Annotated in this window: 24 protein-coding genes; 13 read left to right on the top strand and 11 right to left on the bottom strand. The window is 47.3% G+C overall.

The window, feature by feature from the left end:
• Positions 1–26 precede the first annotated feature (26 nt).
• From ACQ5BJ_RS18400 to ACQ5BJ_RS18390, 3 genes are read right to left on the bottom strand one after another with little or no spacing between them, the layout of a single operon-like run.
• Positions 27–1,211 carry an ABC transporter permease gene (locus ACQ5BJ_RS18400; protein ID WP_005545192.1) on the bottom strand — a complete coding sequence of 395 codons (1,185 nt, stop codon included), beginning with the start codon at positions 1,209–1,211 and terminating at the stop codon, positions 27–29.
• Positions 1,153–1,911: an ABC transporter ATP-binding protein gene (locus tag ACQ5BJ_RS18395; protein WP_430111857.1), complete on the bottom strand. Its 759-nt coding sequence runs from the start codon at positions 1,909–1,911 to the stop codon at positions 1,153–1,155. Before ACQ5BJ_RS18395 ends, ACQ5BJ_RS18400 begins: the two co-directional genes overlap by 59 nt.
• Entirely contained in the window at positions 1,908–3,293 is a 1,386-nt protein-coding gene (locus tag ACQ5BJ_RS18390) for an efflux RND transporter periplasmic adaptor subunit (RefSeq protein ID WP_430111855.1), read from the bottom strand. Before ACQ5BJ_RS18390 ends, ACQ5BJ_RS18395 begins: the two co-directional genes overlap by 4 nt.
• A 244-nt stretch (positions 3,294–3,537) precedes the next feature.
• Here ACQ5BJ_RS18390 and ACQ5BJ_RS18385 point away from each other — a divergent pair, with 244 nt between their 5' ends.
• From ACQ5BJ_RS18385 to ACQ5BJ_RS18370, 4 genes are all read left to right on the top strand, one after another.
• Positions 3,538–4,506, top strand: coding sequence for a sugar-binding protein (locus ACQ5BJ_RS18385; protein ID WP_430111853.1), 969 nt, complete (start codon positions 3,538–3,540; stop codon positions 4,504–4,506).
• Positions 4,503–5,957, top strand: a complete 1,455-nt coding sequence (locus tag ACQ5BJ_RS18380; protein WP_430111851.1) for a sensor histidine kinase — start codon at positions 4,503–4,505, stop codon at positions 5,955–5,957. Before ACQ5BJ_RS18385 ends, ACQ5BJ_RS18380 begins: the two co-directional genes overlap by 4 nt.
• A 30-nt stretch (positions 5,958–5,987) precedes the next feature.
• Positions 5,988–7,358 carry an AraC family transcriptional regulator gene (locus ACQ5BJ_RS18375; RefSeq protein ID WP_005545183.1) on the top strand — a complete coding sequence of 457 codons (1,371 nt, stop codon included), beginning with the start codon at positions 5,988–5,990 and terminating at the stop codon, positions 7,356–7,358.
• Positions 7,359–7,568: 210 nt separating this feature from the next.
• A complete protein-coding gene (locus ACQ5BJ_RS18370) occupies positions 7,569–8,948 on the top strand; it encodes a sugar porter family MFS transporter (RefSeq protein ID WP_268620310.1) in 1,380 nt (459 codons plus the stop codon).
• A gap of 222 nt (positions 8,949–9,170) precedes the next feature.
• Here the strand turns inward: ACQ5BJ_RS18370 and yedF are convergent, their stop codons facing one another.
• Positions 9,171–9,398: a sulfurtransferase-like selenium metabolism protein YedF gene (yedF, locus tag ACQ5BJ_RS18365; RefSeq protein WP_021260862.1), complete on the bottom strand. Its 228-nt coding sequence runs from the start codon at positions 9,396–9,398 to the stop codon at positions 9,171–9,173.
• Positions 9,395–10,597, bottom strand: coding sequence for a selenium metabolism membrane protein YedE/FdhT (gene yedE / locus ACQ5BJ_RS18360; RefSeq protein WP_430111849.1), 1,203 nt, complete (start codon positions 10,595–10,597; stop codon positions 9,395–9,397). The genes yedF and yedE overlap by 4 nt, the downstream gene beginning before the upstream one ends.
• 273 nt (positions 10,598–10,870) lie before the next feature.
• Between yedE and ACQ5BJ_RS18355 the strand changes: the two genes are divergently transcribed.
• The 7 genes from ACQ5BJ_RS18355 to ACQ5BJ_RS18325 all read left to right on the top strand — a co-directional run bounded on the left by ACQ5BJ_RS18355 (position 10,871) and on the right by ACQ5BJ_RS18325 (position 16,224).
• The gene (locus ACQ5BJ_RS18355; RefSeq protein WP_268620311.1) at positions 10,871–11,317 is read left to right on the top strand and encodes a carboxymuconolactone decarboxylase family protein; all 447 of its coding nucleotides are present in this window, start codon (positions 10,871–10,873) and stop codon (positions 11,315–11,317) included.
• Positions 11,318–11,405: 88 nt separating this feature from the next.
• Positions 11,406–12,326 (top strand): RNA polymerase sigma-70 factor, encoded by a 921-nt coding sequence (locus tag ACQ5BJ_RS18350; RefSeq protein ID WP_268620312.1) that lies wholly within the window; start codon positions 11,406–11,408, stop codon positions 12,324–12,326.
• A gap of 38 nt (positions 12,327–12,364) precedes the next feature.
• Positions 12,365–12,568: a PqqD family peptide modification chaperone gene (locus ACQ5BJ_RS18345; RefSeq protein WP_412071005.1), complete on the top strand. Its 204-nt coding sequence runs from the start codon at positions 12,365–12,367 to the stop codon at positions 12,566–12,568.
• Positions 12,543–13,856, top strand: a complete 1,314-nt coding sequence (locus ACQ5BJ_RS18340) for an MATE family efflux transporter (protein WP_430111846.1) — start codon at positions 12,543–12,545, stop codon at positions 13,854–13,856. The genes ACQ5BJ_RS18345 and ACQ5BJ_RS18340 overlap by 26 nt, the downstream gene beginning before the upstream one ends.
• 81 nt (positions 13,857–13,937) lie before the next feature.
• Positions 13,938–14,645, top strand: a complete 708-nt coding sequence (locus ACQ5BJ_RS18335; protein WP_005545166.1) for a DNA alkylation repair protein — start codon at positions 13,938–13,940, stop codon at positions 14,643–14,645.
• Between the two features lie 113 nt (positions 14,646–14,758).
• Positions 14,759–15,832, top strand: a complete 1,074-nt coding sequence (locus ACQ5BJ_RS18330; RefSeq protein ID WP_430111844.1) for a medium chain dehydrogenase/reductase family protein — start codon at positions 14,759–14,761, stop codon at positions 15,830–15,832.
• On the top strand, positions 15,802–16,224 hold the full coding sequence (locus ACQ5BJ_RS18325; protein ID WP_005545163.1) for a MerR family transcriptional regulator: 423 nt from the start codon (positions 15,802–15,804) through the stop codon (positions 16,222–16,224). Before ACQ5BJ_RS18330 ends, ACQ5BJ_RS18325 begins: the two co-directional genes overlap by 31 nt.
• A gap of 49 nt (positions 16,225–16,273) precedes the next feature.
• On the opposite strand, the gene ACQ5BJ_RS18320 is transcribed toward ACQ5BJ_RS18325, so the two are convergent.
• Positions 16,274–17,032 carry a tyrosine-protein phosphatase gene (locus tag ACQ5BJ_RS18320; RefSeq protein ID WP_430111842.1) on the bottom strand — a complete coding sequence of 253 codons (759 nt, stop codon included), beginning with the start codon at positions 17,030–17,032 and terminating at the stop codon, positions 16,274–16,276.
• 114 nt (positions 17,033–17,146) lie between these two features.
• Here ACQ5BJ_RS18320 and ACQ5BJ_RS18315 point away from each other — a divergent pair, with 114 nt between their 5' ends.
• On the top strand, positions 17,147–19,096 hold the full coding sequence (locus ACQ5BJ_RS18315) for a GTP-binding protein (protein ID WP_430111841.1): 1,950 nt from the start codon (positions 17,147–17,149) through the stop codon (positions 19,094–19,096).
• Positions 19,097–19,225: 129 nt separating this feature from the next.
• Here the strand turns inward: ACQ5BJ_RS18315 and ACQ5BJ_RS18310 are convergent, their stop codons facing one another.
• From ACQ5BJ_RS18310 to ACQ5BJ_RS18290, 5 genes are all read right to left on the bottom strand, one after another.
• The gene (locus ACQ5BJ_RS18310; protein WP_430111839.1) at positions 19,226–19,495 is read right to left on the bottom strand and encodes a hypothetical protein; all 270 of its coding nucleotides are present in this window, start codon (positions 19,493–19,495) and stop codon (positions 19,226–19,228) included.
• A 190-nt stretch (positions 19,496–19,685) separates the two neighbouring features.
• Positions 19,686–20,231, bottom strand: a complete 546-nt coding sequence (locus tag ACQ5BJ_RS18305) for a hypothetical protein (RefSeq protein ID WP_163977709.1) — start codon at positions 20,229–20,231, stop codon at positions 19,686–19,688.
• Positions 20,232–20,706: 475 nt separating this feature from the next.
• Positions 20,707–21,945: a peptidase T gene (pepT, locus tag ACQ5BJ_RS18300; RefSeq protein ID WP_430111837.1), complete on the bottom strand. Its 1,239-nt coding sequence runs from the start codon at positions 21,943–21,945 to the stop codon at positions 20,707–20,709.
• Between the two features lie 137 nt (positions 21,946–22,082).
• Positions 22,083–22,967, bottom strand: a complete 885-nt coding sequence (locus ACQ5BJ_RS18295; protein ID WP_268620319.1) for an AraC family transcriptional regulator — start codon at positions 22,965–22,967, stop codon at positions 22,083–22,085.
• A 13-nt stretch (positions 22,968–22,980) separates the two neighbouring features.
• Positions 22,981–24,087, bottom strand: coding sequence for a C45 family autoproteolytic acyltransferase/hydolase (locus ACQ5BJ_RS18290; protein WP_430111835.1), 1,107 nt, complete (start codon positions 24,085–24,087; stop codon positions 22,981–22,983).
• A gap of 389 nt (positions 24,088–24,476) precedes the next feature.
• On the opposite strand from ACQ5BJ_RS18290, the gene ACQ5BJ_RS18285 reads away from it, so the two are divergent.
• Positions 24,477–25,172, top strand: a complete 696-nt coding sequence (locus tag ACQ5BJ_RS18285; RefSeq protein ID WP_163977654.1) for a response regulator transcription factor — start codon at positions 24,477–24,479, stop codon at positions 25,170–25,172.
• Positions 25,173–25,192 lie beyond the last annotated feature (20 nt).

The raw sequence follows: 25,192 nt of genomic DNA, 5'->3' as shown, positions 1-25,192 counted from the left end.
TTATCAATTGCGAAAGGAAGCCTTCTCTAATCATGACGCAGTGCATCTACCGGCTTCAGAGAAGCTGCTTTGTTGGCAGGAAATATCCCGAATACAATTCCAATTACGGCTGAAAAGGCAAACGAATATATGACAATATCTATTTGGATGGCGGTTGCGACGGACATGAAATGAGTCATGGCATAGCAGGCGGCATAAGCCAATCCGATACCGGCCAAGCCGCCCATTCCGCTTAAAACGACGGACTCAATCAGAAATTGCAACAGAATATCGCGTTTCTTGGCGCCCAGCGATTTGCGGATGCCGATTTCCCGTGTCCGCTCCGTAACGGACACCAGCATAATATTCATAATTCCGATTCCCCCAATAATTAGGGAGATGCAAGCGACGCCCGCCATCATCGTGGACAGCGTCTTCGTGATTGAGCTCATCGTATCCTTTACATCTTGCTGGTTGAAAATGTTGAAGCTGTCCGTATTGCCACGGAACAAGTTCGTCAGCTTCGCTTCCAGTTGTGCCGAGACATCGCCCATTTTCTCCTCTTGTGCGACCTTAACGCCAACAGAGCGCACGCCAGCCGACTGGAACAAGCGCTGTGCTGTTGTGATAGGGATGAGAACTTTCTCGTCATTCGATCCGCCGAGCGAGCTGCCTTTCGGCTCCAGCAAGCCGATTACTTTAAACCGTACACCGTTCAGCAATATCGTTTGTCCGGTTGGATCTGCTCCCTTGAATAATTCAGCTGCTGTATCTACGCCAAGCAGGGCAACTCGGGAATAACCTGTAATATCGAGGGGTACGATATAGCGGCCGCTTTGGTTTTTGAAATCCTTGACCCGTTCATAGTCTGGCGTAATGCCTTCCACAGATACGGATGAGGCTTCAGTCGTGCCATTTTTAACGGTCGCATTTCCGGATACTGTGGGGGCCAGTCCCTCGATATCCGGAATATCGTCAGCCAAATGAACCGCATCGTCCAACGTTAGTGTCGTTTGGCTGCCCCGTCCCATAATATTGACAGACAGCTGATTCGTGCCAAGGCTTTGCAGCGATTGCTCAACTGCATTGGAGGAACCTTGACCCATGGCCATCAAGGAAATAACCGTAGCGACTCCAATTAAGATGCCGAGCATCGAAAGGAAGGTTCGCAGTTTATTGGAGCGTATACTGTGCCATGACATTTTGAATCCTTGCGACAGCTTCACGTCCATTCCCCCTTTCCTCTGTCAGGACGCCGTCGTTCATGAAGACGACTCGTTTTGCGTGGGCGGCCACCTCCATGTCATGGGTGATAAGGATGATCGTATGCCTCTCGTGATTGAGTTTCTTGATTAGTTCCATTACTTCTTGTCCTGTTCTCGTATCTAAGGCACCGGTAGGCTCGTCAGCAAGCAGGATTGGAGGATGCGCAGCCAGTGCCCGGGCAATGGCTACCCGCTGCTGCTGCCCGCCTGATAATTCGCTTGGCCGGTGTCCCATCCTGTCCTCCAATCCGACCTGACGCAGTGCCTGTACAGCCATTTCCTGTCTATCTTTTGCTCCTAATCCGCGATAGATAAGCGGAAGCTCTACATTTTCAATGGCGGTAAGCTTGGGGAGCAGGTGGAAACTTTGAAAGATAAATCCGATCTTGCGATTGCGAATATCCGCCAGCTTGTTGTCGCTCAATCGGCTCACTTCCACTCCATCCAGCATATAGCTGCCGGAGCTTGGCGTATCCAGACAGCCGATGACATTCATCAGAGTGGACTTACCGGAACCCGAAGGGCCGATAATAGCTACAAAATCCCCTTGTTGAATATCGAGATGAACCCCTTTGAGGATTTGAACCTCCTCAGGCCCCATTTGATATGACTTTTTCACATCGCATATAGTAATGATGCAAGAATTGCCTGATACATTCTGCTTCATTGGCGACCACCTCTACCTCCTGAAGACCCGTTAGGGAAGCTAGACCCTCCAGGGAATCCGCCGCCGAAGCTTATGCCGCCCTGGCGTTGTCTCTGCTCTGTACCGCTGCTTCCACCAACTTTGCCTTGCGGGATAGCCACTAAGACAGAATCTCCAGCTTGGAGGCCTGACGTAATTTCGGCATACGTATCATTGCTGATACCGATGGCGACCTCCATGAGCTTACCACCACCTCCTGTGCCTGCTGCCTGTCCGAGGTATCCCCCATTTCTCGTATATCCTTGCCCTGCATCACCAGCAGCGGCGCCAGATCCGCTGCGGTTGGCTTTGGACCATCCTTTACTAGAGCGTTCATTGTCTCCATTTAGGCGAGGGGTTTCATTGCCGTCCTGCTGTGACGAGCTGCTTGCATTGGCTGGTTGGTTATCGGTCTCCTTAGCATCACTCTCTGGGGAAGTAGCACTCCCATCTTCATCAGGTACACGCACATAATGTTTACTGCCCATGGTAATGACTGCATCGACCGGTACAAGCACGACATCCTGCTTCGCTTGCGTAACGATATCAGCTTGACCCGACATGCCCGCAAGCACCCCTTCTGCCTTGGTTAATCCGATATTTACATCGTAAGTCGCTACGCCATTTGAGCTATTGCCTTCTTTTCCAATCGAAGTGATCTTTCCGGTAAATTCTTTATTCGGGAAGGCATTAAGCGTCACTTTGGCTGTCTGTCCAGTTTTAATGGATGGGATATCTAATTCGTCAGCCGACATTACAAATTTCAAGTTCTCATAGTTTGCAATGACAGCTACCACCGTATTTTCGTTCACATCATTCCCATCTTCGATCTGGCTTTCCTTAATAGTTCCTGAAGCTGGAGCGACTACATCATGATTTTCCGCTTCCTCTGCCTGTAGACTTGCAAGCGTGGACTCATTTTGCTCGATTTCTAAGGTGAGTGATTCCATGTTTATCTGAATGGAATCCCGGTTTTCCTCAGGCGCTTCTTTGTATTGCTTCTGGAACTGCTGCATTTGCAGCTGCTGCTTCTTGATAGACAACTCCGTCTGCTTGATTCGCTCGGAATTGTCTGTCTTCTTAAACGCAACGAGCGTCTGTCCTTTTTTTACTTGATCGCCGACCTTGAAGTTGATTTTGCTGATGGTTCCTTTATAGCCTGCCTTGACGTTGGTCACTTCTGCTACGCCAACAAGTCCGGAACCAGATACTTTGGTTTCGATATTTCCCTTGACCGCCTGTACGGTTCGAGCTGCCGGATTTGAAGCAGAAGTCTGCTCTGCCGGCTGCCGGGTCAGATATATTGCGATGGCCGCGCCTGCTGCAATTAATATCGCTGTCACATACACCCATTTCCTCATCATTCTAATCCACCTTTACCGGTTCTAGGGGACTGCACCTCATTCGATGTTCCCGATAAACATAGGGTACTTGTCTTAGATGAATGATCCATTAAAGCTCACTGAGCATGAACTGAGCGTTAGCTGAATAATTGCTGAAAGCCAAACGAAGGACAACAAATAATGCCATAATGGTCTTAGTTTTCATTTTCGCGATCAGATTAGTATAATAAAGCCTATATTTCAGAAAAGAATTAAGGGGGGCATCATGGCGAAACGAAAGTGGATGATAGGCCTGATCGTCCTATTCGCTATATTCGGTTATGTAGCTGTTCGATTTTTGTCCTCCACATTTGCGGTTGAACGCTTGGTGCAGCAGCTTGAATCGGGTCAGGATACGGAACGGCATCAATCGCTCAAACATATCGTGCTTATTGCTCAGGAGCTGGATAATCCCTTCTGGCGCACGGTGGAGCAGGGGGCAAAGGAGGCGGCCGCACAGTTCGGCATGAATATCGAATACGCCGGCCCAATACGCATTAATCCATCCGAACAGATGAAGCTGCTGTCTAAAGCGATTGCATCCAAGCCGGACGCGATTCTGACACAAGGGATCGACGAACCACAATATAACGAGCTGGTGAGCAAAGCAATCGAGCAGGGCATTCCCATTGTAACCGTCGATTCAGACGCCCCGAGCAGTAAGAGATTAGCCTATATCGGGACTGATAATCGAGCGGCAGGGGTGCAAATGGGACAGTTGGTCGTTCGTGATTCAGCCCACCAAGGGAAGATTGGCATTATTCTAGGCAGCGAGCATGCCGACAATCAGAAGATGCGGCTGGAGGGATTTCGAACGATTATCGAGCAAACTCCAGGCTTTGAAATAGTAGCGGTACAGTCATCGAATATTTCGCGAATCGAAGCCGCGAGACAAGCCGAGCTCATGCTAAGTGAACATCCTGATATTCGAACGATGATTGGATTCAGTGCATGGGACGCAGTTGGCATTGTCGAAGGCCTTCAAGCCCTGCATAAGAGCGGGGTCACTGTATTTGGCTTCGATGATGTGGAGGCAACCCAGCGTGCAATTGCGCGTGGCGATATCGCTGCATCCCTTGTGCAGCAGCCGAAAGACATTGGATTCGAAGCTGTATCTGTCCTGCACCGTATTTTTGAGCATAATCCATATCCGAACACACACTATACAGGTACTAAGGTATTAGACAAACGATGAATATACGGAAAAAGTTATTGATCTTCATTCCAGCACTGCTCATTATGAGCAATGGCGTTTCCTTTTTTATTTTCCAAAGCGGGACAACCGTACAGCACAGCTATAATGTGATGCTGGAACGGGTATTGATGTACAAACAGATTGCAGGCCAAGCCGATAACAACCTGCGTGCCTTAAATATATACCTGCTTGATCAAAGCGACAGTGCGCGCAAGGAATACCTTCGGGAACGAGATAGGCTGATTGTGCTCCGATCAAAATTAACAGAGCAGGTTTCTAACCTTCCATCCTCAGGAGCGGCAGTCCGCAATTATCGGAATCTGTTGGACACTTATATCGAGGAGGAGGCCGCTGTGCTTCAAGCGCGAGAGGAGCCTAGTTCCTTGCGTTATGTTCCTCTTTATGAGGAGTTGGAGGCAACAGCCGGCTTTATTCGGGAAGAGGGACATCAGCTCATTGATGAAGAGCTGCGCTTTTATCAGCCGTTCTACCGGCAAATTTTCACTCATACAGAAGCGATGAATCAATGGGGAATCGGCATTTTTATCTTTAATACGCTGCTCAGCATCGCACTTGCTTATTGGCTTTCTCTAGGTATTACCGAGCCTATCAAGCGGCTGGTAAATGTGGCGAGAGCGATATCCCGCGGTAATTTGCAGAGCAAGCCCCCGCAGGTGGAGGGCAACAACGAGCTTCGCACGCTTGCAGAAGCCTTCGGACGTATGCAGGCTGATCTTCTGCAAATGATCGAGAAAGATAAAGCGAGCTTAGAGAAGGATCGACTTGTGAAGGAGCTGGAGCTCAAGGCGCTGCAAAATCAAATGAACCCGCACTTCCTGTTCAATTCGCTTAATGTGCTTGCAAAGCTTGCTTTGCTGGAGGGCGCTGAACGTACAAGCGATTTGACAGTGTCTATGTCCAATTTGCTCCGGTATAATCTGCGCAAACTCGATCAACCCGTGCCGCTTCGGGACGAGGTTGAGCAGGCGAAGGAATACTTTACGATTCAGCAGGCTCGGTTCCGTGACCGCATCCAATTTGTAACGCAAATCGATGAGACAGCCTTGGATGTGCTTGTTCCGGTGCTCACCCTGCAGCCGATTCTCGAAAATGTATTTGTGCATGGCATTGAGGGAATGGAGGCGGGAGCGGTCGTAACCTTGACTATCGAACATGTGCGGGATGGGGTGCGGGTATCGATCGCGGACAATGGCATGGGAATGTCGGAGGAGACGCGCAATTCCTTACTCCAAATGGATGAGGGAGCAACTGATTCTCGTTCCGGTGGAGGCGGGCAATCTACAGGGATAGGGACATATAATGTGTTTCGGCGACTGGAGCTGTACTATGGCAGAGCGGATCTGGTCGATATTTATAGCGAGCCGGGCCAAGGTACGACGGTAATGATACGAATTCCGAACATCGTGGTGCAATCCGAAAAAGACCGGTGAGAGTTGTCGTGATGAGAAAGGAGGGGGAAGATGTATCGTTTGCTGATTGCCGACGATGAGGCATTGGAACGAGAAGGCCTAGAGTGGATTATTACGAGGATGATGCCCGACACCTTCGAGATTATCCATGCGGATAATGGCCGTGTTGCCATCCAGAAGGCGGATGAGCATCGTCCGCATATTGTGCTGATGGATGTGCGGATGCCCGGTATTCAGGGCTTGGATGCCTTGAAGGAGATTAAGGAACGCAATCCACTCGTGAAAATGGTGCTGATTACGGCCTATGAATATTTTGACTATGCCAAGCAGGCTCTTTCCCTTGGGGTGAAGGAATACTTGGTCAAGCCTGCCAAGCGGGAGCAAATTGTGTCAATTCTTCAGCGGCTCGTTGATGAGATCAAGGATGAGCGTAGAAAGCGGGATGAGCAGCTTGCCATTCGGGATAAATTCTTTCAGCTGCTCCCATTAGCCGAAACCGAGCTCTCTCTTGCCTTAATGGCTGATCAGGCTTATATGGCAGATGCCTTGCAGCTAGCGGATATTTTGGAGCTTTCGCTTGATCGGGGATATGCAATTGTCGTTGCTATAAAGGATATGAAGTCGGCTTCAGGGCTGCAATTAGCAGAGAATTGGCAGCTAGCGGTCGATGCTGTGAAGAGTGCAGTAAAGGAGCAGATAAAGGATCGATTCAATTGGATTGCAAGCCCAATTATCCATGAGCATATGGCTATTTTTATCTTGGATAAAGAAACAATACAGGGAGAACCAATGCAGGAGGATGTGTCCGGCATTGGAACCGAGATTATAAATTCCCTGCGCAGACAGTGCGGGTTGGACGTTATGATCGGTGTTGGAACCATTCAGCATCATATCGAGGGGATACGGCGTTCTTATTATGAAGCGGTGTTTGCCTCGACTTGTCCAAACTCTTGGGGAAGTCTATGCCGATTTGAAGATTTGCAATTGGCTGCGGACAATGCCTCTTGGCAGCCCGATGATAGGTACGAACGTGGAACTGCTGCCGAAGGAGCTTATGTGGAGCATGCAATCAAGCGGATTCGCGAGGAGCGGGAACAACAGACAGGGAATGTCGTGGATCGAGCTGCGGCCTATATTCTTGATCGGTACGATGAAGAGCTTTCCTTGGAGGAGGTAGCAGAGCATGTCCACTTGAATCCGCATTATTTTAGCAAAGTCTTTAAGCAGCAGACGGGTGAAACCTTTATTGACTACGTCACAAGACTGCGGATTGACAAGGCCAAGGCGCTTATTTTGGACGGACAATACAGTCTGAAGGAAGTGTGCTATATGGTAGGCTATAAAGACCCGAATTACTTCAGTCGTGTATTTAAGAAGGTAACAGGCGTAACGCCAACTGAATATCGCAGTACAGAGAATTAAGTTCATGCCCGTATGTTGGCATGGACTTTTTTGTCTTTCAGACAAGAATGTGCTAGTTCGCGGGCAATGTTTGGAATTCGTTCTGATGGGGAACGATATTATGCTGATGATCCGCAAGGAAGTGAAGGGTTTGACTGTCATGATCGGACAGGCTGGATGTTATAATGAAGCTCCAGTCATCATTGATTCTACTCAAAGGGGTATAAGGTTATGAGTACGCAACAAGACGAACACAATCAAATAAATATGAAGTATGTTACGCTTGTATCGATTGTAGCCGCACTCGGTGGTTTGCTGTTCGGTTTCGACACTGCCGTTGTCTCTGGTGCAATCGGTTTCATGAAAGAAAAGTTCGGCCTGTCCGAATTCCAGGTTGGCTGGGCAGTTTCCAGCTTAATTGTGGGATGTATTATCGGGGCAGCAAGTACAGGTATTTTGGCGGACAAGTTCGGCCGTAAAAAGGTACTTCTTGCAGCTGCGCTTCTGTTTATTGTCGGCACAGTGGGTTCAGCGATTCCAGCAACGTTCTCAGGCTATATCGCAGCGCGTATTGTCGGCGGTCTCGGAATTGGGATTACTTCTACGCTCTGCCCGCTCTATAATGCGGAGATTGCGCCGGCGAAGTTCCGCGGGCGTCTGGTTGCCTTGAATCAGTTGGCAGTCGTAACGGGTATTTTTGTCGTCTATTTCGTCAATATGGGTATTGCTGGCGCAGGCGATCATGCTTGGGGTGTGGAACATGCATGGCGTTGGATGTTCGGCGTAGGAGCCGTGCCAGGCGTACTGTTCCTAGTACTGTTGTTCTTCGTGCCAGAGAGTCCTAGATGGTTGATTACGCAGGGCAGGGCAGCGGAATCCTTGCCAATTCTGTGCAAAATTCACGGCGACGAATTGGCTCGCCAAGAAGTGTTGGATATTAAAGAATCATTCAAACAGGAAAAAGGTTCTATCAAGGATCTGTTCAAGCCGGGGCTTCGTCTGGCATTGATCGTAGGCGTCGTGTTGGCAGTGCTTCAGCAGGTAACGGGCATTAACGCGGTCATGTATTACGCACCTGAAATTTTCAAACAAGCAGGTGCAGGAACGAACGGAGCGCTCATACAGACGATTCTTGTCGGGTTCATCAACTTCGTGTTCACGATTTTGGCACTGTGGTTGATTGACAAAGTCGGCCGCAAAGCGCTGCTCCTCGTCGGATCTGCCTTAATGACGATATGCTTGTTCGTTATCGGCCTTGCATTCCAGACCGGGCACTCATCCGGCTGGCTGGTGTTAGTCTGCATTCTGGTATACGTAGCAGCCTTTGCCATATCGCTTGGCCCGGTTGTATGGGTGATCATGTCCGAGATATTCCCGAACCATATTCGCGGCAAGGCTACGGCGATTGCGTCTATGATGCTGTGGGCGGCGGATTATCTCGTATCCCAGTCGTTCCCGCCGATGCTTAGCTCTGCGGGGCCGGCCATTACGTTCTGGATATTCGGCATATTGGCGCTGTTCACCGTCTTCTTTACTTGGCGTGTTGTACCCGAAACAAAGGGGAAATCGCTGGAGGAAATCGAGAATATGTGGACTCCGTCCAAGGCGTAATATTGGAGATTGCTGCATTCTATAGAACCACTCTGTCATCCGTGAAGCGGCAGTACAGAGTGGTTTTTTTGTTATTCCGGCCTAGGTACAGTTGCTGCGGCAAGCTGGCTGAATTATGCTGAATTCATGCAAGATGAAACTGATAGTAAATAAGAAATCAAAAGGAGCTGCTTAGGCGAAGTAGTTAACTACTTGCAGAGCAGCTCCTTTGTCATGTCTTTACTATTTTTGAATATAGAAAATAAGTTCCTGTCCATTCTTAACAGGGTCTTGCGCGAGCGTATAGCCGTGCTTCACCACTTCTTCCGGTACGTTCTTGAAGGCGGCTGGACAGTCGGCAATTACTTGCAATACTTGTCCTTTCTCCATATCCTGCAATGTCTCTAACGTGTAGATAACGGGATATGGGCAAGGTTCTCCTCTAAGATCCAATGTGAAATCAATCGTCATTGTTTTGCATCTCCTTTTTTGAATCCAACGCCGAAGCGGTAATTTTTTTGCCAGTAGCTAGCTACAGCATAACCGATTGCAAGCAATACAAGTGTGACAATGATCGCCCAAGCTGGACCCATCACAGAAATCAGATTAATCTTCGCGCCACTCTTCACGAGCAGGTCGAATACGCCAAGATGATCCCAAGCGTACGCAAGCGCAGTAGCGCCAATAATGTTGCCGATGAAAACAGGCAGGAAGATGACTTGTCCTTCCATGAGGCGGTACATCATCCCTGTCTCGCAGCCGCCTGCAAGGACGATACCAATGCCGAACAGGATGCCGCCGAGGAATGTGCTTGGTGCTGCCATTTTCGTAATCGGCTCGACGCCGTTCACGAGAATAACGATGAGCGTTAGGACAGAGCTGATCGCCATCCCGCCGATAATAGCCTTGGTCATCGTTGCGCGTCCGCTAATCCACAGATCGCGGAAAGCGGAGGTGAAGCAGATCTGTCCTCTTTCGATCAAGATGCCGAAGGCAGCCCCGAAGATGGCGGCTACGCCGAGCATCGTCTTGCCTGCTAGGAAGAAGTATACGATAAGTCCTATATAAGCCAGTGCCACAAGCCCGCCGATATAAGGCTGAACTTTTCTTGTTTGTTGAATGGTAGGCGCGGCATTCCCTTTTTGCAGGATCGGCTTGCCTTTCCACCATTTAGTGCCTACGATCTTTACCCCGGCATAGGTTCCTATGGCAGTCGCGACCATGAAGATCCAGGCATGGAACGAGAATTGCGGCACGCCTGTGAAGAAGGCAGCCAAGTTGCAGCCAAGCGCGAGCCGTGCGCCCGCACCTGCGATAATGCCGCCGATCAGGCCCTGTACCAAGCGGCGCTTCTGCTTCGGCATGCGAATTTTGAAATTGTTGCTGAACAGGATCATGATGAGCGCGCCAATGAACATGCCCCACACGATCCAGCCGTCCGTACGCTCGAATGTCGAGCCCTTCATTTGTATCAATTTGAAGTAAGCCCAATCGGAAATATCGACGCCGAACAGTTGGAGGATATGTCCTCCAAAGCGCGTAAACTCGCCGGTGACGGCCCATACCGTGTTGGTAATGCCGAAGTACAGCGCGCTGAGTACGCCTGCGATGCCGATCGCAACGTAAGGGCTCCAGTAGTTGGTGAATAGCTTGCGTAACGAATCTTTCATCTTTTCCCTTACCCCTTCAATCCCTCATAGCTAAAAGTGCGAACACGATCGAACTATGATTTGTTTGTATGCGGCAATTCACATCCGAACAAGAGATGAGATGCAAATAAAACCATTCTCCATTTTACTACAAACTGCTTACTAGCGGGGGAATTCGGGGGTGATACTTTTTTACCTCAAATGGAAATTCAAAAAATCGATTATGACGTGTCACAAAATGAGTACCTTATCTGTCTTAGCTTATGTAACCAAATCCAAGATGAGGTGAATGAAATGAAATTGCGCTTTAATTACCGAACGGCAAATGCCCCTGCTTATCAAGCCATGCTAGCTTTGGACAAATTCGTCAGCGGTACACTTGATCCGGTGCTGCTTGAACTCATTAAGATACGGGCTTCTCAAATCAATGGTTGCGCCTTCTGTATCGATATGCACGCAGCAGATCTGATGAAGATGGGCGATCATACGAAGCGCATCATGCTGCTTAGTGTGTGGAGGGAAGCACCAGTATTCACTGACAAAGAAAAGGCTGTTCTGGAATTAACAGAATGTGTGACAGAAATAGCGGATGCGGGTGTACCACAGTCGGTATATGAAAAGGTACGCGAGCATTTTAATGAGAAGGAATATGCAGATTTGATTCTCGCGATTGCGACGATTAATTGCTGGAATCGCATTGCCATTTCGACAGGAATGCATCCGGGATGCTTCGATAAGTAGAGGGGAGCCTTGTGCTCCTCTTTTCTTATTTGCTCCATGGATCAGTATAGCCTTGGAATGGTAGAATGAGGGGCAAAGGAGGGGGAACATGGATGTAAAAGAGCTTCATTCGGTTCATACACAGGAGGCTGATCCTGTTGAACAATTGTATCGCAGCTATCGGCCTTTAGCATTTTCAATTGCATATCGGATGCTGGGCACGGTGTCTGATGCGGAGGATGCCGTGCAGGATTTATTTGCGGGTATGGTTGGCAGGAATTTGGACGATGTCAGGCATATCAAGCCGTATATCGCCAAGTGGATGACGAACCGATGTCTGAATGTGCTGCAATCTTCTCGTCGAACAAGGGAGACGTATTTCGGGGAGTGGCTTCCAGAGCCTATCGTTGAACAAGGGGAGCAGCCCGATCAAGTGGCGGAGCGTGCAGATTCGTTGTCCTATGCGTATATGGTTATGCTGGAACGGATGACTCCGATGGAGAGAGCCGTATTTCTGCTGAGAGAAGTATTCGAATATGAGTATGAGGAAATCGCAGATGCGGTAGGCAAGTCGACTTCCAACTGTCGTAAAATATTGAGCCGCGCCAAGGAGCACGCGCGAGAATATTCCCCCTCTGCCAGTCAAGATACGGAAGCCAGACGTACGCTTGTCTCTAAGTTCGTTACCGCCTTTCAGCAATATGATATGGAGGCATTGTTGTCCTTGCTGTCAGAGGATGTACGACTGACTACCGATGGAGGAGGCAGAGTCCATGCTGCTATGCGGCCTATTATAGGCAGAAGCCGTGTACTGAGGCTGCTCACTTCTCCTAAAGCGTTCGTGGCGCTGCGAAGTTGGGATCTATCCTTCACTATGGTAAATACGAGTTTGAATATGGTGTACCGGGAGCAAGGAGTTGTGAAGGCGGTATGCTGCTGTGAGCTAACGGCTGAGCAAGATCGCATAAGCAACGTTTATGTTATATTTAACCCGGATAAGTTGGATCATATAAGTCGTATAGAAAAGTAAAGTAAGTCTTCCCTTTCTTCCGTTATTTATATGTGATTATGTTCACATATTGGCAAAGGTACTGGTTATATACTGATTACGCGACTGAAATTTCCAATATTATAGCTCAAGAATATGAAGTAAGTAATGAAGAAGTATATTCCGATATTGTAGATTTCTTGCGGCAGCTTAATTCTGTTGTAGAAATAACCCAGACTGAAATAAAGGATATAATCAGTGAAAAGCATATGGAAAAAATATAAATCAGATTTTATTCTTATAAATAGTATGGTTTTACCTATGCTTTCAGCGCATCTCATGCAATTATTATTCCAAATAGGGGATCAAGCTATTGTTGGCAGGCTATCCATTCATGAATTTGCTGCTGTTGGTATTGTAGGATCGTTTATTTATTTTATAACAGGCTCAATTGGACTTCTTGGCGTGGCATTCAATATTATTGGTGCAAAGTATCTTGGGAATGATGATAAAAAATCATTCGGCGATATATTTAATTCAAGTATCACGCTTGCAGTCGTATTAGGGGTTATTTGCGAATGTCTAATTTTAATTGGCGGTAAATGGGTACTTGTGTATTTGTATGGGCTTGATTCATTAACGTTGAAGTATTCCGAAAATTACCTTTATATTAGTGGCATAGGCATAGGTATTAACCTTGTATTATTTATATTTTCCGCTTATTTTAAAAACTTGCGAAAAACTAAAATATTTTTTATAAGTACCATAGTCGCTAGTATTGTAAATATATCATTGGATTATGTACTGGTTTTCGGCAAGTTAGGTTTCCCGCAATTAGGTACTACCGGTGCTGCAATAGGGTCTGTAGTTGGTTTGCTTTCAAGCGTATTAATCTGCATCATAGCTTACAAAAAGCATAGCTTTCACATTTTTAAATTTAGGTTCAATAGAAGTCACTTGAAAGAGCTTGTAAAATTATATATTCCTCTTTCCCTACAGGATTTGGTTGAATCTTCTTTGTTTATGATCTTTTTAACTATGATTGTGTCAAGACTCCATGTGACATCTATAGCTTCCTATAATGTAATAACAACCTTATTGGAGTTTTTGATGCTTCCTGCTTACGCATATGCAGGTTGCAGCATGACATTAACCGCTCAAGCCTACAGTAAAAATAGAGACTATTTCACATATGTTAAGATCGCATTTTTATCATCATTCCTAATTATTATTCCTCTTAGTATAGTTATAGTGAATTATTCTTCTTACATAAGTGGGTTCATTACAGATAAAGTTGAAGTAATTTCACAGATAAAAGATTACCTGATGATTGCTTTATTGATTTCCTTCATCAATGCTGCCCAACAAATCATGAAATATACTTTACAAAGCATAGATTATGAAAAATGGGTAATGTATTTCTCTACAATTATCTATGGCATATCCATAGTGATCATCTGGATTTTATCTCTACATGCAGGATTATGGGGAATCTATTTTGGTTTAGGAATATGCTATTTGATATTAATGGTTGGCTTCCTTAGTAAGTTAGGGAGAATTTCAAAGTTATAGCCCTGATTCGTACTCACTAGGTATATATCATTTTGAACTCGGATAAGTTGGATTATATATAGTGGGGTCAGGGGGCTGCAAATGACACTGGATGAAGTCATGGCGAAGCTGGAAGCGATGGGCACAGAGCAAACGAAGAAAACGTTCCTCCGACATGGGGCACCAGAGCCGCTGTTTGGTGTAAAGATCGGCGATCTGAAGAAGCTGGTCAAGGAAGTTAAGAAGGATCAGCAGCTTGCGCGTGCGCTGTTCGATACAGGGAATAGCGATGCGATGTATTTGGCAGGGCTGACGGTCGATCCATCTGTAATGACCAAGGAGCTTCTGCAATCATGGGCCCAAAAGGCTTCATGGCATATGATTGTAGAATGTACGGTAGCTGGTGTGGCTGCGGAAAGTCCGTATGCCCTCGAATTAGCGCGCGAATGGATGGCATCCAGTGAAGAGCTGATTGCGACATGCGGCTGGAGCACCTATCTGCACTATATCTCGATTACTTCGGATGAGAAGCTGGATATCGAAGAGTTGAGGAGAATGCTCGCGCTCGTCGAGTCGACGGTTCATCAGGAACGCAATCGGGTGAGGTACGTTATGAATCAATTTGTCATTGTAGTGGGTTCGTATGTACTGGCCTTGCATGATGAGGCAATGCGAGTGGCAGAAGCCATTGGCAAGGTGCAGGTCAATATGGGCGAGACAGCTTGCAAAGTACCGGAAGCGGCGGCCTATATCCGCAAAGTGAAGGCTGCAGGCAAGCTCGGCGCTAAGCGAAAGACATGCATATGTTAAGATGAAGCACAGGATATGGGATCCTGTGCTTTTTTGATTCGTGTTGACTTCGAGTGAACTCGAAGGACTACAATACAGCCATCTACGAAAAATCGCTAAAGGAGAGATGGCTTGTGTGGAACACCAAGATGACTGTAACTGAATATGGGGGGCCGGAGGTGTTGAAGGCCATTCAAGAACCGATTTGTACACCTGAAGTAGATGAGGTGCGCGTAAGGGTGCAGAGTGTGGGCGTAGCGCTTGCGGATATTATGCGCAGGGAAGGATTATATCCGATGTCGCCTAAAGTGCCGTTTGTTCCTGGTTATGATGCGGTTGGGATTGTCGAAGAAGTAGGAGATGCTGTGGACGATTATGTGGCAGGGGATCGCGTAGCCGTATTTTTCAATGGGACAGGAAGTTACGCTTCACATGTGTATGCAAGAGTAGATGAGCTTGTTCCGATTCCTGCACAAATCGATGCGGCCGAAGCAGCAGCGAGTATATTGAATTATGTGACGGCGTATCAGATGCTGCATCGCATCGCAAAGGTGGCGGAGGGTGAGCGAATTCTTATCCATGGCGCGAGCGGCGGTGTAGGGACAGCATTGTTGGATTTGGGGCGATTGGCAAAGCTGAAGATGTACGGAACAGCCTCGGCTGCGAAGCATCAGGTCGTTGCAGCATACGGTGCGATGCCGATAAACTATAGAGCAGAGGATTTTGTTGAAGTGCTTGCTCAAGCAGCTCCTGAGGGCATGGATGCCGTGTTCGATCCAATTGGCGGCTCTAACTGGAAACGCTCCATGCGGACGTTAAGTTCGAAGGGGCGCTTTGTCGGTTATGGCTACACATCCGTGCTGGAGAAGGATCATCATGCTAACGATTGGGTGAAGGATTGGACAGGGACGGCCGCACGCGGGACAACGGAAAGCGGGAACTCTGTGTATATGTATAGTATTACAGCGCTGAAAAAGGATCGATTGGATTGGTTCCGTGAGGATGTGCAATCCGTCATGTCCCTGCTGGTAGCGGGGGAGATTCACCCGCTCATCTCCCATCGAATTCCGCTGCAGGAAGCAGCCCAGGCACAGCAATTGCTGACAGGATCTCATTCGATCGGTAAAATCGTCCTTGTGACAGAGGAGCAATCGAGACAGCGGGAAGGAGCAAGGGGATGTATTCCATTGGAGAAGCGGCGCGACTAACCGGAATATCTGCCTACACGCTTCGATACTATGAACAAATCGGTCTTCTCCACAGCCCACAGCGTTTGGGAGGGAAGCCGGATGGCGTTCGGCAGTACGACGAGCAGGATGTAAGGTTTATCCAATTCATTTATGGATTGAAGCAAACAGGTATGAAGCTAGAGGACATAGCGGCGTTTACAGAGGACGGATGCCTGTTGTCTGGGAATCGCTTGCCGCATGATATAGAGGACACTTTGCATAAACGAATAGGCATGCTTGATCGTCATCTTGCGCGGCTTGACGCGCAGATTAAACAGCTTGAATCCGTCAGAAAGATTGCTGAGGAAAAAAGAAGCATGTATGATGCGATGCTGCTTGAACAGCTGCAAAAGAATGCTCAAAAGGACTAACCAATGAAGGCTAGTCCTTTTTGTATTGTATTTTTATTGTGTATCAGGGTTATGCTTCCAACAATTTTTGTCTCAATGCTTGTACTTTCCCCTCGGGCAGTCCAATTGCCGCCAAATAACGCTCGCTGCCGCCATACTTGGCATGAAGATGTTGAAGCATCATCTCCATATTGCTCGGATCACAGCCAAGGAAGCGCTCGTACAAGTCGACGGGCATTCCTTTCGGTCGGCTGGCGCGCAGGTCATTCATAATCGGAATCAGGCATTCAGCAGTCATGGCATAGTCTTCAATAATTGTTGCATGAGGTACACCCGCCAGATCCAGCAGCAGGGCCGCTACCATTCCTGTCCGATCCTTGCCTGCCGTGCAGTGGAAGAGTACAGCCTCCCCTGAATGGTCAGTCAGAAGCTCGAACACACGAAGAAAAGCCGCTTGGCTATTGTCCAGCATGCTGACATACAGTTCACCAAGGCTAGTAACGTGCGGCTTGTTCGTCGTTGCTGGATTGATAAGATCAACATTGTAGTAAGCAACCTGATCCGAATCGGCGAATGCATCCTTGGCAACGGCCAGCTCTTGTGCATAACGCAGGTCGATGACCGTATGGATACCGCGTTCAAGCAATAGCTCTTGATCCTGCTGAGTCAGCTTATGTTGACCGTCCCCGCGATAAAATCGCCCCCACTGGATTTCGCGTCCGTTCGCCGCTTTATATCCGCCGAGATCCCGTACGTTGCAGGCGCCTTCCAATTCAATGATCCTTGCAGGCTGCCGTTCTATAAATTGATTCTTTTCTCCGTTCATCATCTCTGTCCGCCTCTCTTGAAGTAGGTAAGTCTATGCTATCATAGATAGCATAGAAGAACCAAAATAAGAATTGGTGAAGAATGCAGACTTCAGAATTAGCAATGAGGTGTCGCCATGAATATTACATTAGGGCTATTCGCCCATGTGGATGCAGGAAAGACGACCTTTGCCGAGCAGATCCTGTATCATACACGAAGCATCCAAAGCCGGGGACGGGTAGATAATAAGGACGCTTTTTTGGACAGCCATGAGATAGAGAAGGAACGCGGCATTACGATATTCGCCGATCAGGCGGTGATGACCTATAAAGGGAATTCGTACACACTTATTGATACTCCTGGGCATGTCGATTTCTCCGCAGAAATGGAGCGTGCGATTCAAGTCATGGATGCTGCGATCATTGTCGTAAGCAGCGTGGAGGGCATTCAGGGACATACGGAAACGGTATGGCGGCTGCTGCAGAAGCAAGGTGTGCCGACGATATTCTTCCTTAACAAAATAGATCGGATCGGCGCTGATGTGGAGCGAGTCATCGAGGAAATCCGAATGAACCTGACTGCCGACATTCTGGAGATGTCATCGTATTGTTCAGATGGGGAATTAGGTGATGATGTGATTACATTTATGGCTGAGCGAAATGATAAGTTGCTCGAGCTCTACTTGGGGGGGAGCTATGAGCAGGCCGAATGGCTGCGAGCGATGCGGCATATGCTTGCTGAACGAAAATGGTTCCCGTGCGTACGTGGTTCGGCACTTCAGGATGTTGGTGTTGAACAAGTCCTGGAGCTGATACATCAGTTTATACAGACCGACTATGTCAGTGAAGGGGATTTTGCCGGACGAGTATATAAGATTCGCTATGACGATCAGGGTACACGAATGACACATATGAAGATTATGAGCGGCTCCCTGTCCGTCCGGGATGAAGTTCGATATCGCGCAGGATCGGATGCCTTCATGGAGAAAGTGACATCTATACACATCTATAGCGGCCAGAAGGCACAGCAGGTTGATCGTGCAGAAGCAGGGCAGCTGTGTGCAGTAACAGGGCTCACGGCTGCATCTGTAGGGGATGGGCTTGGTATGTTAGAGGAACCGGCTGCTTATCATATCATACCTACGTTAAAGTCCAAGGTTATCTTTCCTGCCGATTTGCATGTGAAAGAGGTGCTGGCCTGTTTCCATCGGTTGGATGCGGAAGACCCTGTTCTTCGCGTGCAGTGGGATGAGCATGTACAGGAGATTCATATTCATGTCATGGGAACGATTCAACTGGAAGTGCTGGAACGAATTGTGAAGGAGCGCTTTGGCATTACCGTATCGTTTGCTGTCCCAGAAATCCTATATAAGGAGACGATACGTTCTGTCGCGAATGGATGCGGACACTTCGAACCGCTCGGACACTATGCGGAAGCACGCTTGCGGTTGGAGCCTGGAGAACGAGACAGCGGGATTCAGGTATTCAACGAATGCCATCCCGATGAGCTTGGCGTCAATTATCAAAACTTGATTATGCAGCATCTGCTGGAACGGGATCACCATGGCCTGCTTACGGGATCGCCACTAACGGATGTACGCATTACCCTGCTGACAGGGCGTGCTCACAATCGGCATACGAGCGGCGGTGATTTCCGTGAGGCCTCTTTCCGTGCGCTGCGTCAAGGGTTGGAGCAGGCAGACAATGTGCTGCTGGAGCCGTATTATAATGTGAAAATTACGGTGGATGCAGACGATATGGGCAAGGTGATGGCAGATGTGCAGAAAGCGCATGGTACACTAGAGCCTCCGGACTTTGTTGGAAGCAAGGCGGTCATTATCGGGCGGGTGCCTGTGTCAACCTTCATGAACTACAGCACAGAGCTTGCAGCGAATACACAGGGCAAAGGGATGATTCAGATTCTGTTCGGCGGCTACGATATCTGCCATAATGCCGATGAAGTGATCGCACACAAGGGCTACGATAAGGACGCAGATCCGGCCTATACCTCTTCTTCGATATTCTGTTCCAAGGGACAGGCGTATCGAGTTTCCTGGGATGAGGCGGAATCTCATATGCATAGCTAAGATATTCGTGTAGCACATGCATCGTGATTATGCGGCAAGCATAGCTTCACTACCGTAATAAATAAATAACAGGCTGTCCAATAGGAAAGGGAATCCTTGCTGGGATAGCCTGTTATTCTTCGGCTGCTTTCACTCGCTTCTTCTATATAAATCAATTATTTTTTTTGCATTTCCAATAGATAAACCATACTTAGTTCTGACTCTTTTTATTGCTTCTACTTCGTCTGATTCTCCCTCTAAAACCTTTTCAACAAATGATTTAACTTCACTGTTATTTCTATATGACTCATATAGTGCTTCCTCTAATGAGTTCAACTTCTTAGAATTATAATAATTTGTAATAACAGAAAAAATAAGTGCCAATAGCAAGAATATGATTACATATATTGAGCTGTCCATAAGGCTCCTCCCTATTTTCCTCAAAATTAAGTAAGAATAGAGCACTTGAGGAACAAGGGGAGGGGAAACGGATTTCCCCAGCTTGTCCAAAGTGCTCTTAATTGGCCCAGTATCACGTAGCTGACACAGACCATAAAGAAGTCTGATAACACCACTCGAAAACCCTATTGCCCCAACGATTTATCCCAAATCAAAAGCAAGCCTTGCTAACAGCTGTGATTCCTGCCAATTCAGCAACCAAATCTTTAGCAGCCGATCCTAAAGCTTTCCATTTCTCACTTGCAAACGAAGCGCCCCAAATTACTTTAGCCGCTTCGGCAGCGCCACCCAAACTTTTGACTAATTTGCCTATTTTCACAATCTTAGCGATTGGCACGGCAGTGGTCACAACTAAACCTGCAATAGCTAATCCACATTCCCAAACTCCAGCAGGTTGGATCAACTCTTCATAATCGTCGGAATCTGTAACTCTTACTTGGCTGCCTATACTTATAAAGTAATTATTAATAGTCGACGCATCATTTGAATGTAAGACTTCATCTGGAATGTTATAAATGTCATTTAGAATACGTTGAAAAGAATTCTGAGAAATGCTTTGGAATTTTTCCATCTCAGGATCTGGGCTTTCAGCTGCAGTAGCAACTGATCCTGACGAAAGACCAAAGGTAACAAACATGGAGAATACAACCAAAGAAATTAAACCCTTGACCCACTTGTTATTTGTGGCAATCTTCATGTTTTGTAACGCTCCTTTTCTTTTAAATTTTTCCATATTTTCATAGTATCACATAGCATTATATATGCATAGTATATATTTCCAATATGACAAAACATTTCAATATTCTACAATGATTATGAATGAATGTAGGATATGGTTACCTGATATCGGTGATGAGAATAGTCGGTAAGCTGCGAGATGATGTTGGGGTTAGTTGTGTTGATGGTTTGCGGACATATTGGTGAGTAGTATTCAGACTTATCATAGTCTTCAATCTTCCATTCCTGTTCCAAGGGAAAGACGATCGATTTCCTTGAGGCGAAATCCCATATGCATTGCTAAGATATCGTGTAGCGCGTGCATCGTGATTATGCGGCAGGCATAGCCTCACTACTGTAAACAATAACAGGCTGTTCAACAGGAAAGGAAGTTCTTGCTGGTACAGCCTGCTATTCTTCGGTTACTTAAGCGGGTAATTTCATTTCTGTCTTCCTTATTCAGCGCCTTGCTGTTCGAACAACTTTACAATTTCAACAATGACCTCAGTAGCCTTCTGCATATTGTCTACAGACACATACTCATAGCGGCCATGATAGTTTTCGCCGCCTGTGAAAATGTTCGGTGTAGGCAGCCCCATATAAGACAATTGCGAACCGTCTGTACCGCCGCGGATTGGCTTAATTACAGGCTCTACGCCAATGTTTTTCATCGCTTTATAGGCAATATCGACAATGTGCTTCACGGGCTCGATTTTTTCACGCATATTGTAATATTGATCCTTCAGCTCAAGGCTGATGCGTTCGGCTCCATACTTCTCTTGCAAGCTCTTCACGATGTTCTCCATGTTCTGCTTGCGAGCATTAAAGTTATCTCTATCGAAATCACGAATAATGTAGCGGAGCTTTGTCAGCTCTACATCGCCGCTAATGGAAGATAGATGGTAGAAGCCCTCATAGCCTTCTGTCGATTCAGGCGCTTCCTCAACGGGAAGCTGGCTGTTGAATTCCATGGCGATTTTCGCTGCATTGACCATTTTATTTTTAGCCGTACCTGGGTGAACGTTCTTGCCCTTAAAGGTTAGTGTAGCTTGTGCAGCATTGAAGCTCTCATATTCCAGCTCGCCAAGCGGGCCTCCGTCTACGGTGTAAGCATATCGAGCATTTAATGCTTCTACATCGAAGCGATGAGGGCCTCTGCCGATTTCCTCGTCCGGTGTGAAGGCAACGCGAACCTTCCCGTGCTTGATTTCTGGGTTGCGGATCAAGTACGCCATCGCTGTCATAATCTCGGCAATGCCGGCTTTGTCGTCTGCGCCAAGCAATGTTGTGCCATCAGTCGTAACGAGCGTATGTCCGATGTAATTATGTAATTCAGGGAAGTCTTTTGGCGAGAGAACAACGCCTTGAGCTTCATTGAGCACAATGTCCTTGCCATCGTAATTTTCAACCAGTTGAGGGTTCACGCCCTCCCCAGAAAGCTCGGTAGCGGTGTCTATATGGGACAAAAATCCGATCGTAGGAATGTCCTTGTCTGTATTAGCAGGAAGCGCAGCCATGACGTAGCCGTTCTCGTCCATTGTCACTTCTTCCATGCCGAGCGCTTTCAGCTCATCAACGAGCAGGCGTGCCAAATCGAGCTGTCCAGGTGTGGAAGGGCAAGTTTCGCTGTCGTCGTTGGATTGGGTATTCACTTTGACATAGGATGTAAAGCGTTCAATTAGTTCTTGTTTCACGACATTCACCTCTGAATAGTAGCGTATCAAACTTTCTTCATCTTACCACGAATGGCAGGACTTTACCCTATTTGTGGCAATGTCTCTTTGGAACGTTATTCGAGGGAGTGAGCCATCCCCTTCTTCATGAACCTTTTCTATTTTTGAATGGGGATGTAAATCCATATCGTCGACTGTGGATGATGCGGACCATAGAAGTCACATCCATATATCTCGAAGTCTGCCCGATCGGCGAGGCGAAGCGATGTGTTGCTCAGCCATGTTCCCCAGATGTAATCATACGTGCTTCGAAGCTGCTGGGTAGTCCCTATATGCTTGAAGACGGCATAGGCACCCGCAAATATCGTATACGCACGCATGCCATGGGGAATGTCAGCAATACGCTCCACGGAGAATCCAGCCATGTGTCCAAACGGCGAGTGCTCTGTGATGTCCCTGAACTCGACATCGTGCTGCGGCGGACATATTCCGTAGCCAGTGAGTTCCGGCGTCAAAGCTTGAATCTCGTGACGTCGTTGGAGTAGTTCCTCCCACAGTTCCGGTATCGTATTGTGATCGGGAGAGACAGCTCCGCTAACCCCTACGACATGAATATCATCCTCTATTTCTGCGATGTTGGGGACAAGGCTAATGGTATCCAGCCGATGCTGCAGACGATCGCCCAACAATGTGCCCTTCTCCAGGAATATAGGGCGCATGCTGCGCTTGCGGAAGCTGCCAGGCGTTGCGCCGAATACTTGCTTGAAGGAACGGGAGAAGGCCTCTTGGGATTCGAATTGATATTCTAAGGCAATGTCCAATATAGAACGCTCGCTCGAAAGTAAGGCTACGGCTGCTTCGGTTAATCTACGCTTGCGAATGTAGTCGCCGAGTGTTTCCCCTGTCATTGCAGCAAAGATACGATGAAAATGATAGTATGATAAATGGACAGAGGCTGCTACACGCTCTGCATCCAGCCGCTCTGTCAAATGTGATTCGATGAATCGAGTCGCTTGTTCAATTTGTTTCTTATATGTTTGCATAACTAATCACCACTTATTTCATTTGCCAAAAATCAGGTGCATAATCATGGTGCTGCATCGTTACCTGTACACGATCTACCGGCATTTTCCCGCCTACGGGCACAGTATACCATGGATTATCAATTGGAGAACCAAAGCATATATTGATGATTCGGTCATCCAAATCGAACAGCATGGATCGCAATGTGCCGAACCACTGATTGTAATTATGAACGGCCAAGCCTTGCGGGTATTCGGTTGAGACCAAGGACTGCAGATCCTCCATCGTTACAGAAGCAGGCTTCTCCAAGAATTGCTGCAGGATGTGTTGGCGGATGACCGAATGGTTCAGCTTGCCGGGTTCAAGCCGCTCAATATCTGCAAACAACGGATGATTCGTGGCTGCGACATAAGGAGCTTGGCTCGCCTCTTCTACCTCGCGAATTGCTTTGTGCCCGTCAAAGGTTTCGATTAGCGCTGCATGGCCATGCGGATCGCACACGATGAGGTTCATGTTGGATGCAATCGGCATTTCTTTCACAAGTCGCACCGCTTCACTGACATTGCGGCATTGCTCTAAGACGGCTCGTACCACGGCCCAGAATTGCAAGCCGCTAGCTCTAGGAAGTCTCATACCGGGCGCGTTGCCTACAGGCATCCCGCAGGCGGAGAAGGTAACACATAATCCATACTCATTCATGCCCTCCGTTCTACCGAACAAAAATACAGAAAATCCAGTATGCTTATATGCCTTCTCGATCGACGTAGAACATAACCTCATATCATCAACATTAGGTGAAAGATCGTAATTGCGGAGCATGTACGTGTGCCCATTCGCCGTTTTAGCCGGCAGGATGGCACAATGGCTGCATCCTGAATGAAGAGCAGAGTTAGCGTAATAAGAAATCAGTGATGGCGGCACTTCTAATGCCGCACAGAAACCGTCAATTTCCTCCGTTATTCCCGGACAATATTGTTCGAGCAGTGCGACTGCTTCTTTCCATTGATCAACAGGTAACGGCTCGTTCAATAAAATGCCTTGTAAAAAGTGAGGATGCTTCTTCGCAAACTCCCCTTGCTGGTACCCCGCCTCATAACGCGTTCCCTCGATAGAAGAAAAATAGCCTTGTATTTGCTGCATAAATAAATCTCCCTTCACTAATGTCATCTCTTGTTCCAGTGTAGCGGGATAAGTTGCTCCTGGTATGATATTTCCTGCTGACTTATCGGGACGGTGCAGCAAAGCGGCCTTATGGCCAATTTAGCTGTCTCTGGCTTCGAGCCAAATCCTTATCAAATTCTGAATTCCTTAATATTCACTTAACGTAAGGAACAATTTCCCTAGCAGGACGTCATAATATATATCGCTTTTTACGTAAGCTGCAGAACTGGAATGGCATAAGGGGGTTGTATTCATTCCGCTGTAAGAAAAGGAGTAATTAGCTGGAAGTCGAATTAGTATGTACCAAAGGAAGACGCTCCTTCAAGCAGAAGCGTTTTGTTAGCATACATGGAAAGGGAGATAGTCACATGGGCAAGGAAACCGTTCTTGTCGTTGATGATGAGAAGGAAATTATTGAACTTTTGCAAATTTATTTGAAGAATGAAGGTTACGATTTGCTTCAGGCATCCAATGGATTAGAGGCTTTGGAGCTGCTGGAGAAGCATGATGTGCAGCTGATTATTTTGGATGTGATGATGCCTCATATGGATGGCATACAAGCATGCATGAAGATTCGGGAGGAACGCAACACCCCTATTATTATGTTGTCCGCGAAGGATCAGGATATAGATAAAATTACAGGGCTTAGCATTGGCGCCGATGACTATGAGACGAAGCCGTTTAACCCGCTTGTGCTGATGGCGCGGATTAAGTCTCTGCTACGGAGAACGAAACAATTCCGGCAAGAGGGAATTCAGCACAATGAACATGAAATCTTCATTGACGATATGGTGATCAATACGGCGAACTATACGGTGATGGTAGATGATATTCCGGTAAAGCTGACACCACGGGAGTTCGCCATATTAAAGCTGCTTGCGGTGAATCGCGGGATCGTGCTGAGCATGGAAAAGATTTACGAGGAAGTGTGGAACGAGCCCTTCATGGAATCTAAAAACACAGTAATGGTACATATTCGTAAGATAAGGGAAAAAATCGAGAAGGATCGCCAAAACCCGCAATATATTAAGACGGTGTGGGGAATCGGCTATAAACTGGGATAGGAGCGGATATGAAGAGACGA

Origin of the sequence: Paenibacillus sp. B1-35, assembly GCF_050474385.1 — a bacterium.
Lineage (GTDB): Bacteria > Bacillota > Bacilli > Paenibacillales > Paenibacillaceae > Paenibacillus_B > Paenibacillus_B alvei.
Note: the sequence above shows the minus strand (reverse complement) of the source record. Positions and strands in the feature narration are given on the sequence as shown.

What these genes read in the sequence shown, in the direction of transcription:
- ACQ5BJ_RS18400 (WP_005545192.1), bottom strand. Translation starts at nt 1,211, where the DNA reads ATGGACGTGAAGCTGTCGCAAGGATTCAAAATGTCATGGCACAGTATA.
- ACQ5BJ_RS18395 (WP_430111857.1), bottom strand. Translation starts at nt 1,911, where the DNA reads ATGAAGCAGAATGTATCAGGCAATTCTTGCATCATTACTATATGCGAT.
- ACQ5BJ_RS18390 (WP_430111855.1), bottom strand. Translation starts at nt 3,293, where the DNA reads ATGATGAGGAAATGGGTGTATGTGACAGCGATATTAATTGCAGCAGGC.
- ACQ5BJ_RS18385 (WP_430111853.1), top strand. Translation starts at nt 3,538, where the DNA reads ATGGCGAAACGAAAGTGGATGATAGGCCTGATCGTCCTATTCGCTATA.
- ACQ5BJ_RS18380 (WP_430111851.1), top strand. Translation starts at nt 4,503, where the DNA reads ATGAATATACGGAAAAAGTTATTGATCTTCATTCCAGCACTGCTCATT.
- ACQ5BJ_RS18375 (WP_005545183.1), top strand. Translation starts at nt 5,988, where the DNA reads ATGTATCGTTTGCTGATTGCCGACGATGAGGCATTGGAACGAGAAGGC.
- ACQ5BJ_RS18370 (WP_268620310.1), top strand. Translation starts at nt 7,569, where the DNA reads ATGAGTACGCAACAAGACGAACACAATCAAATAAATATGAAGTATGTT.
- yedF (WP_021260862.1), bottom strand. Translation starts at nt 9,398, where the DNA reads ATGACGATTGATTTCACATTGGATCTTAGAGGAGAACCTTGCCCATAT.
- yedE (WP_430111849.1), bottom strand. Translation starts at nt 10,597, where the DNA reads ATGAAAGATTCGTTACGCAAGCTATTCACCAACTACTGGAGCCCTTAC.
- ACQ5BJ_RS18355 (WP_268620311.1), top strand. Translation starts at nt 10,871, where the DNA reads ATGAAATTGCGCTTTAATTACCGAACGGCAAATGCCCCTGCTTATCAA.
- ACQ5BJ_RS18350 (WP_268620312.1), top strand. Translation starts at nt 11,406, where the DNA reads ATGGATGTAAAAGAGCTTCATTCGGTTCATACACAGGAGGCTGATCCT.
- ACQ5BJ_RS18345 (WP_412071005.1), top strand. Translation starts at nt 12,365, where the DNA reads ATGTTCACATATTGGCAAAGGTACTGGTTATATACTGATTACGCGACT.
- ACQ5BJ_RS18335 (WP_005545166.1), top strand. Translation starts at nt 13,938, where the DNA reads ATGACACTGGATGAAGTCATGGCGAAGCTGGAAGCGATGGGCACAGAG.
- ACQ5BJ_RS18325 (WP_005545163.1), top strand. Translation starts at nt 15,802, where the DNA reads ATGTATTCCATTGGAGAAGCGGCGCGACTAACCGGAATATCTGCCTAC.
- ACQ5BJ_RS18320 (WP_430111842.1), bottom strand. Translation starts at nt 17,032, where the DNA reads ATGATGAACGGAGAAAAGAATCAATTTATAGAACGGCAGCCTGCAAGG.
- ACQ5BJ_RS18315 (WP_430111841.1), top strand. Translation starts at nt 17,147, where the DNA reads ATGAATATTACATTAGGGCTATTCGCCCATGTGGATGCAGGAAAGACG.
- ACQ5BJ_RS18310 (WP_430111839.1), bottom strand. Translation starts at nt 19,495, where the DNA reads ATGGACAGCTCAATATATGTAATCATATTCTTGCTATTGGCACTTATT.
- ACQ5BJ_RS18305 (WP_163977709.1), bottom strand. Translation starts at nt 20,231, where the DNA reads ATGAAGATTGCCACAAATAACAAGTGGGTCAAGGGTTTAATTTCTTTG.
- ACQ5BJ_RS18295 (WP_268620319.1), bottom strand. Translation starts at nt 22,967, where the DNA reads ATGCAAACATATAAGAAACAAATTGAACAAGCGACTCGATTCATCGAA.
- ACQ5BJ_RS18290 (WP_430111835.1), bottom strand. Translation starts at nt 24,087, where the DNA reads ATGCAGCAAATACAAGGCTATTTTTCTTCTATCGAGGGAACGCGTTAT.
- ACQ5BJ_RS18285 (WP_163977654.1), top strand. Translation starts at nt 24,477, where the DNA reads ATGGGCAAGGAAACCGTTCTTGTCGTTGATGATGAGAAGGAAATTATT.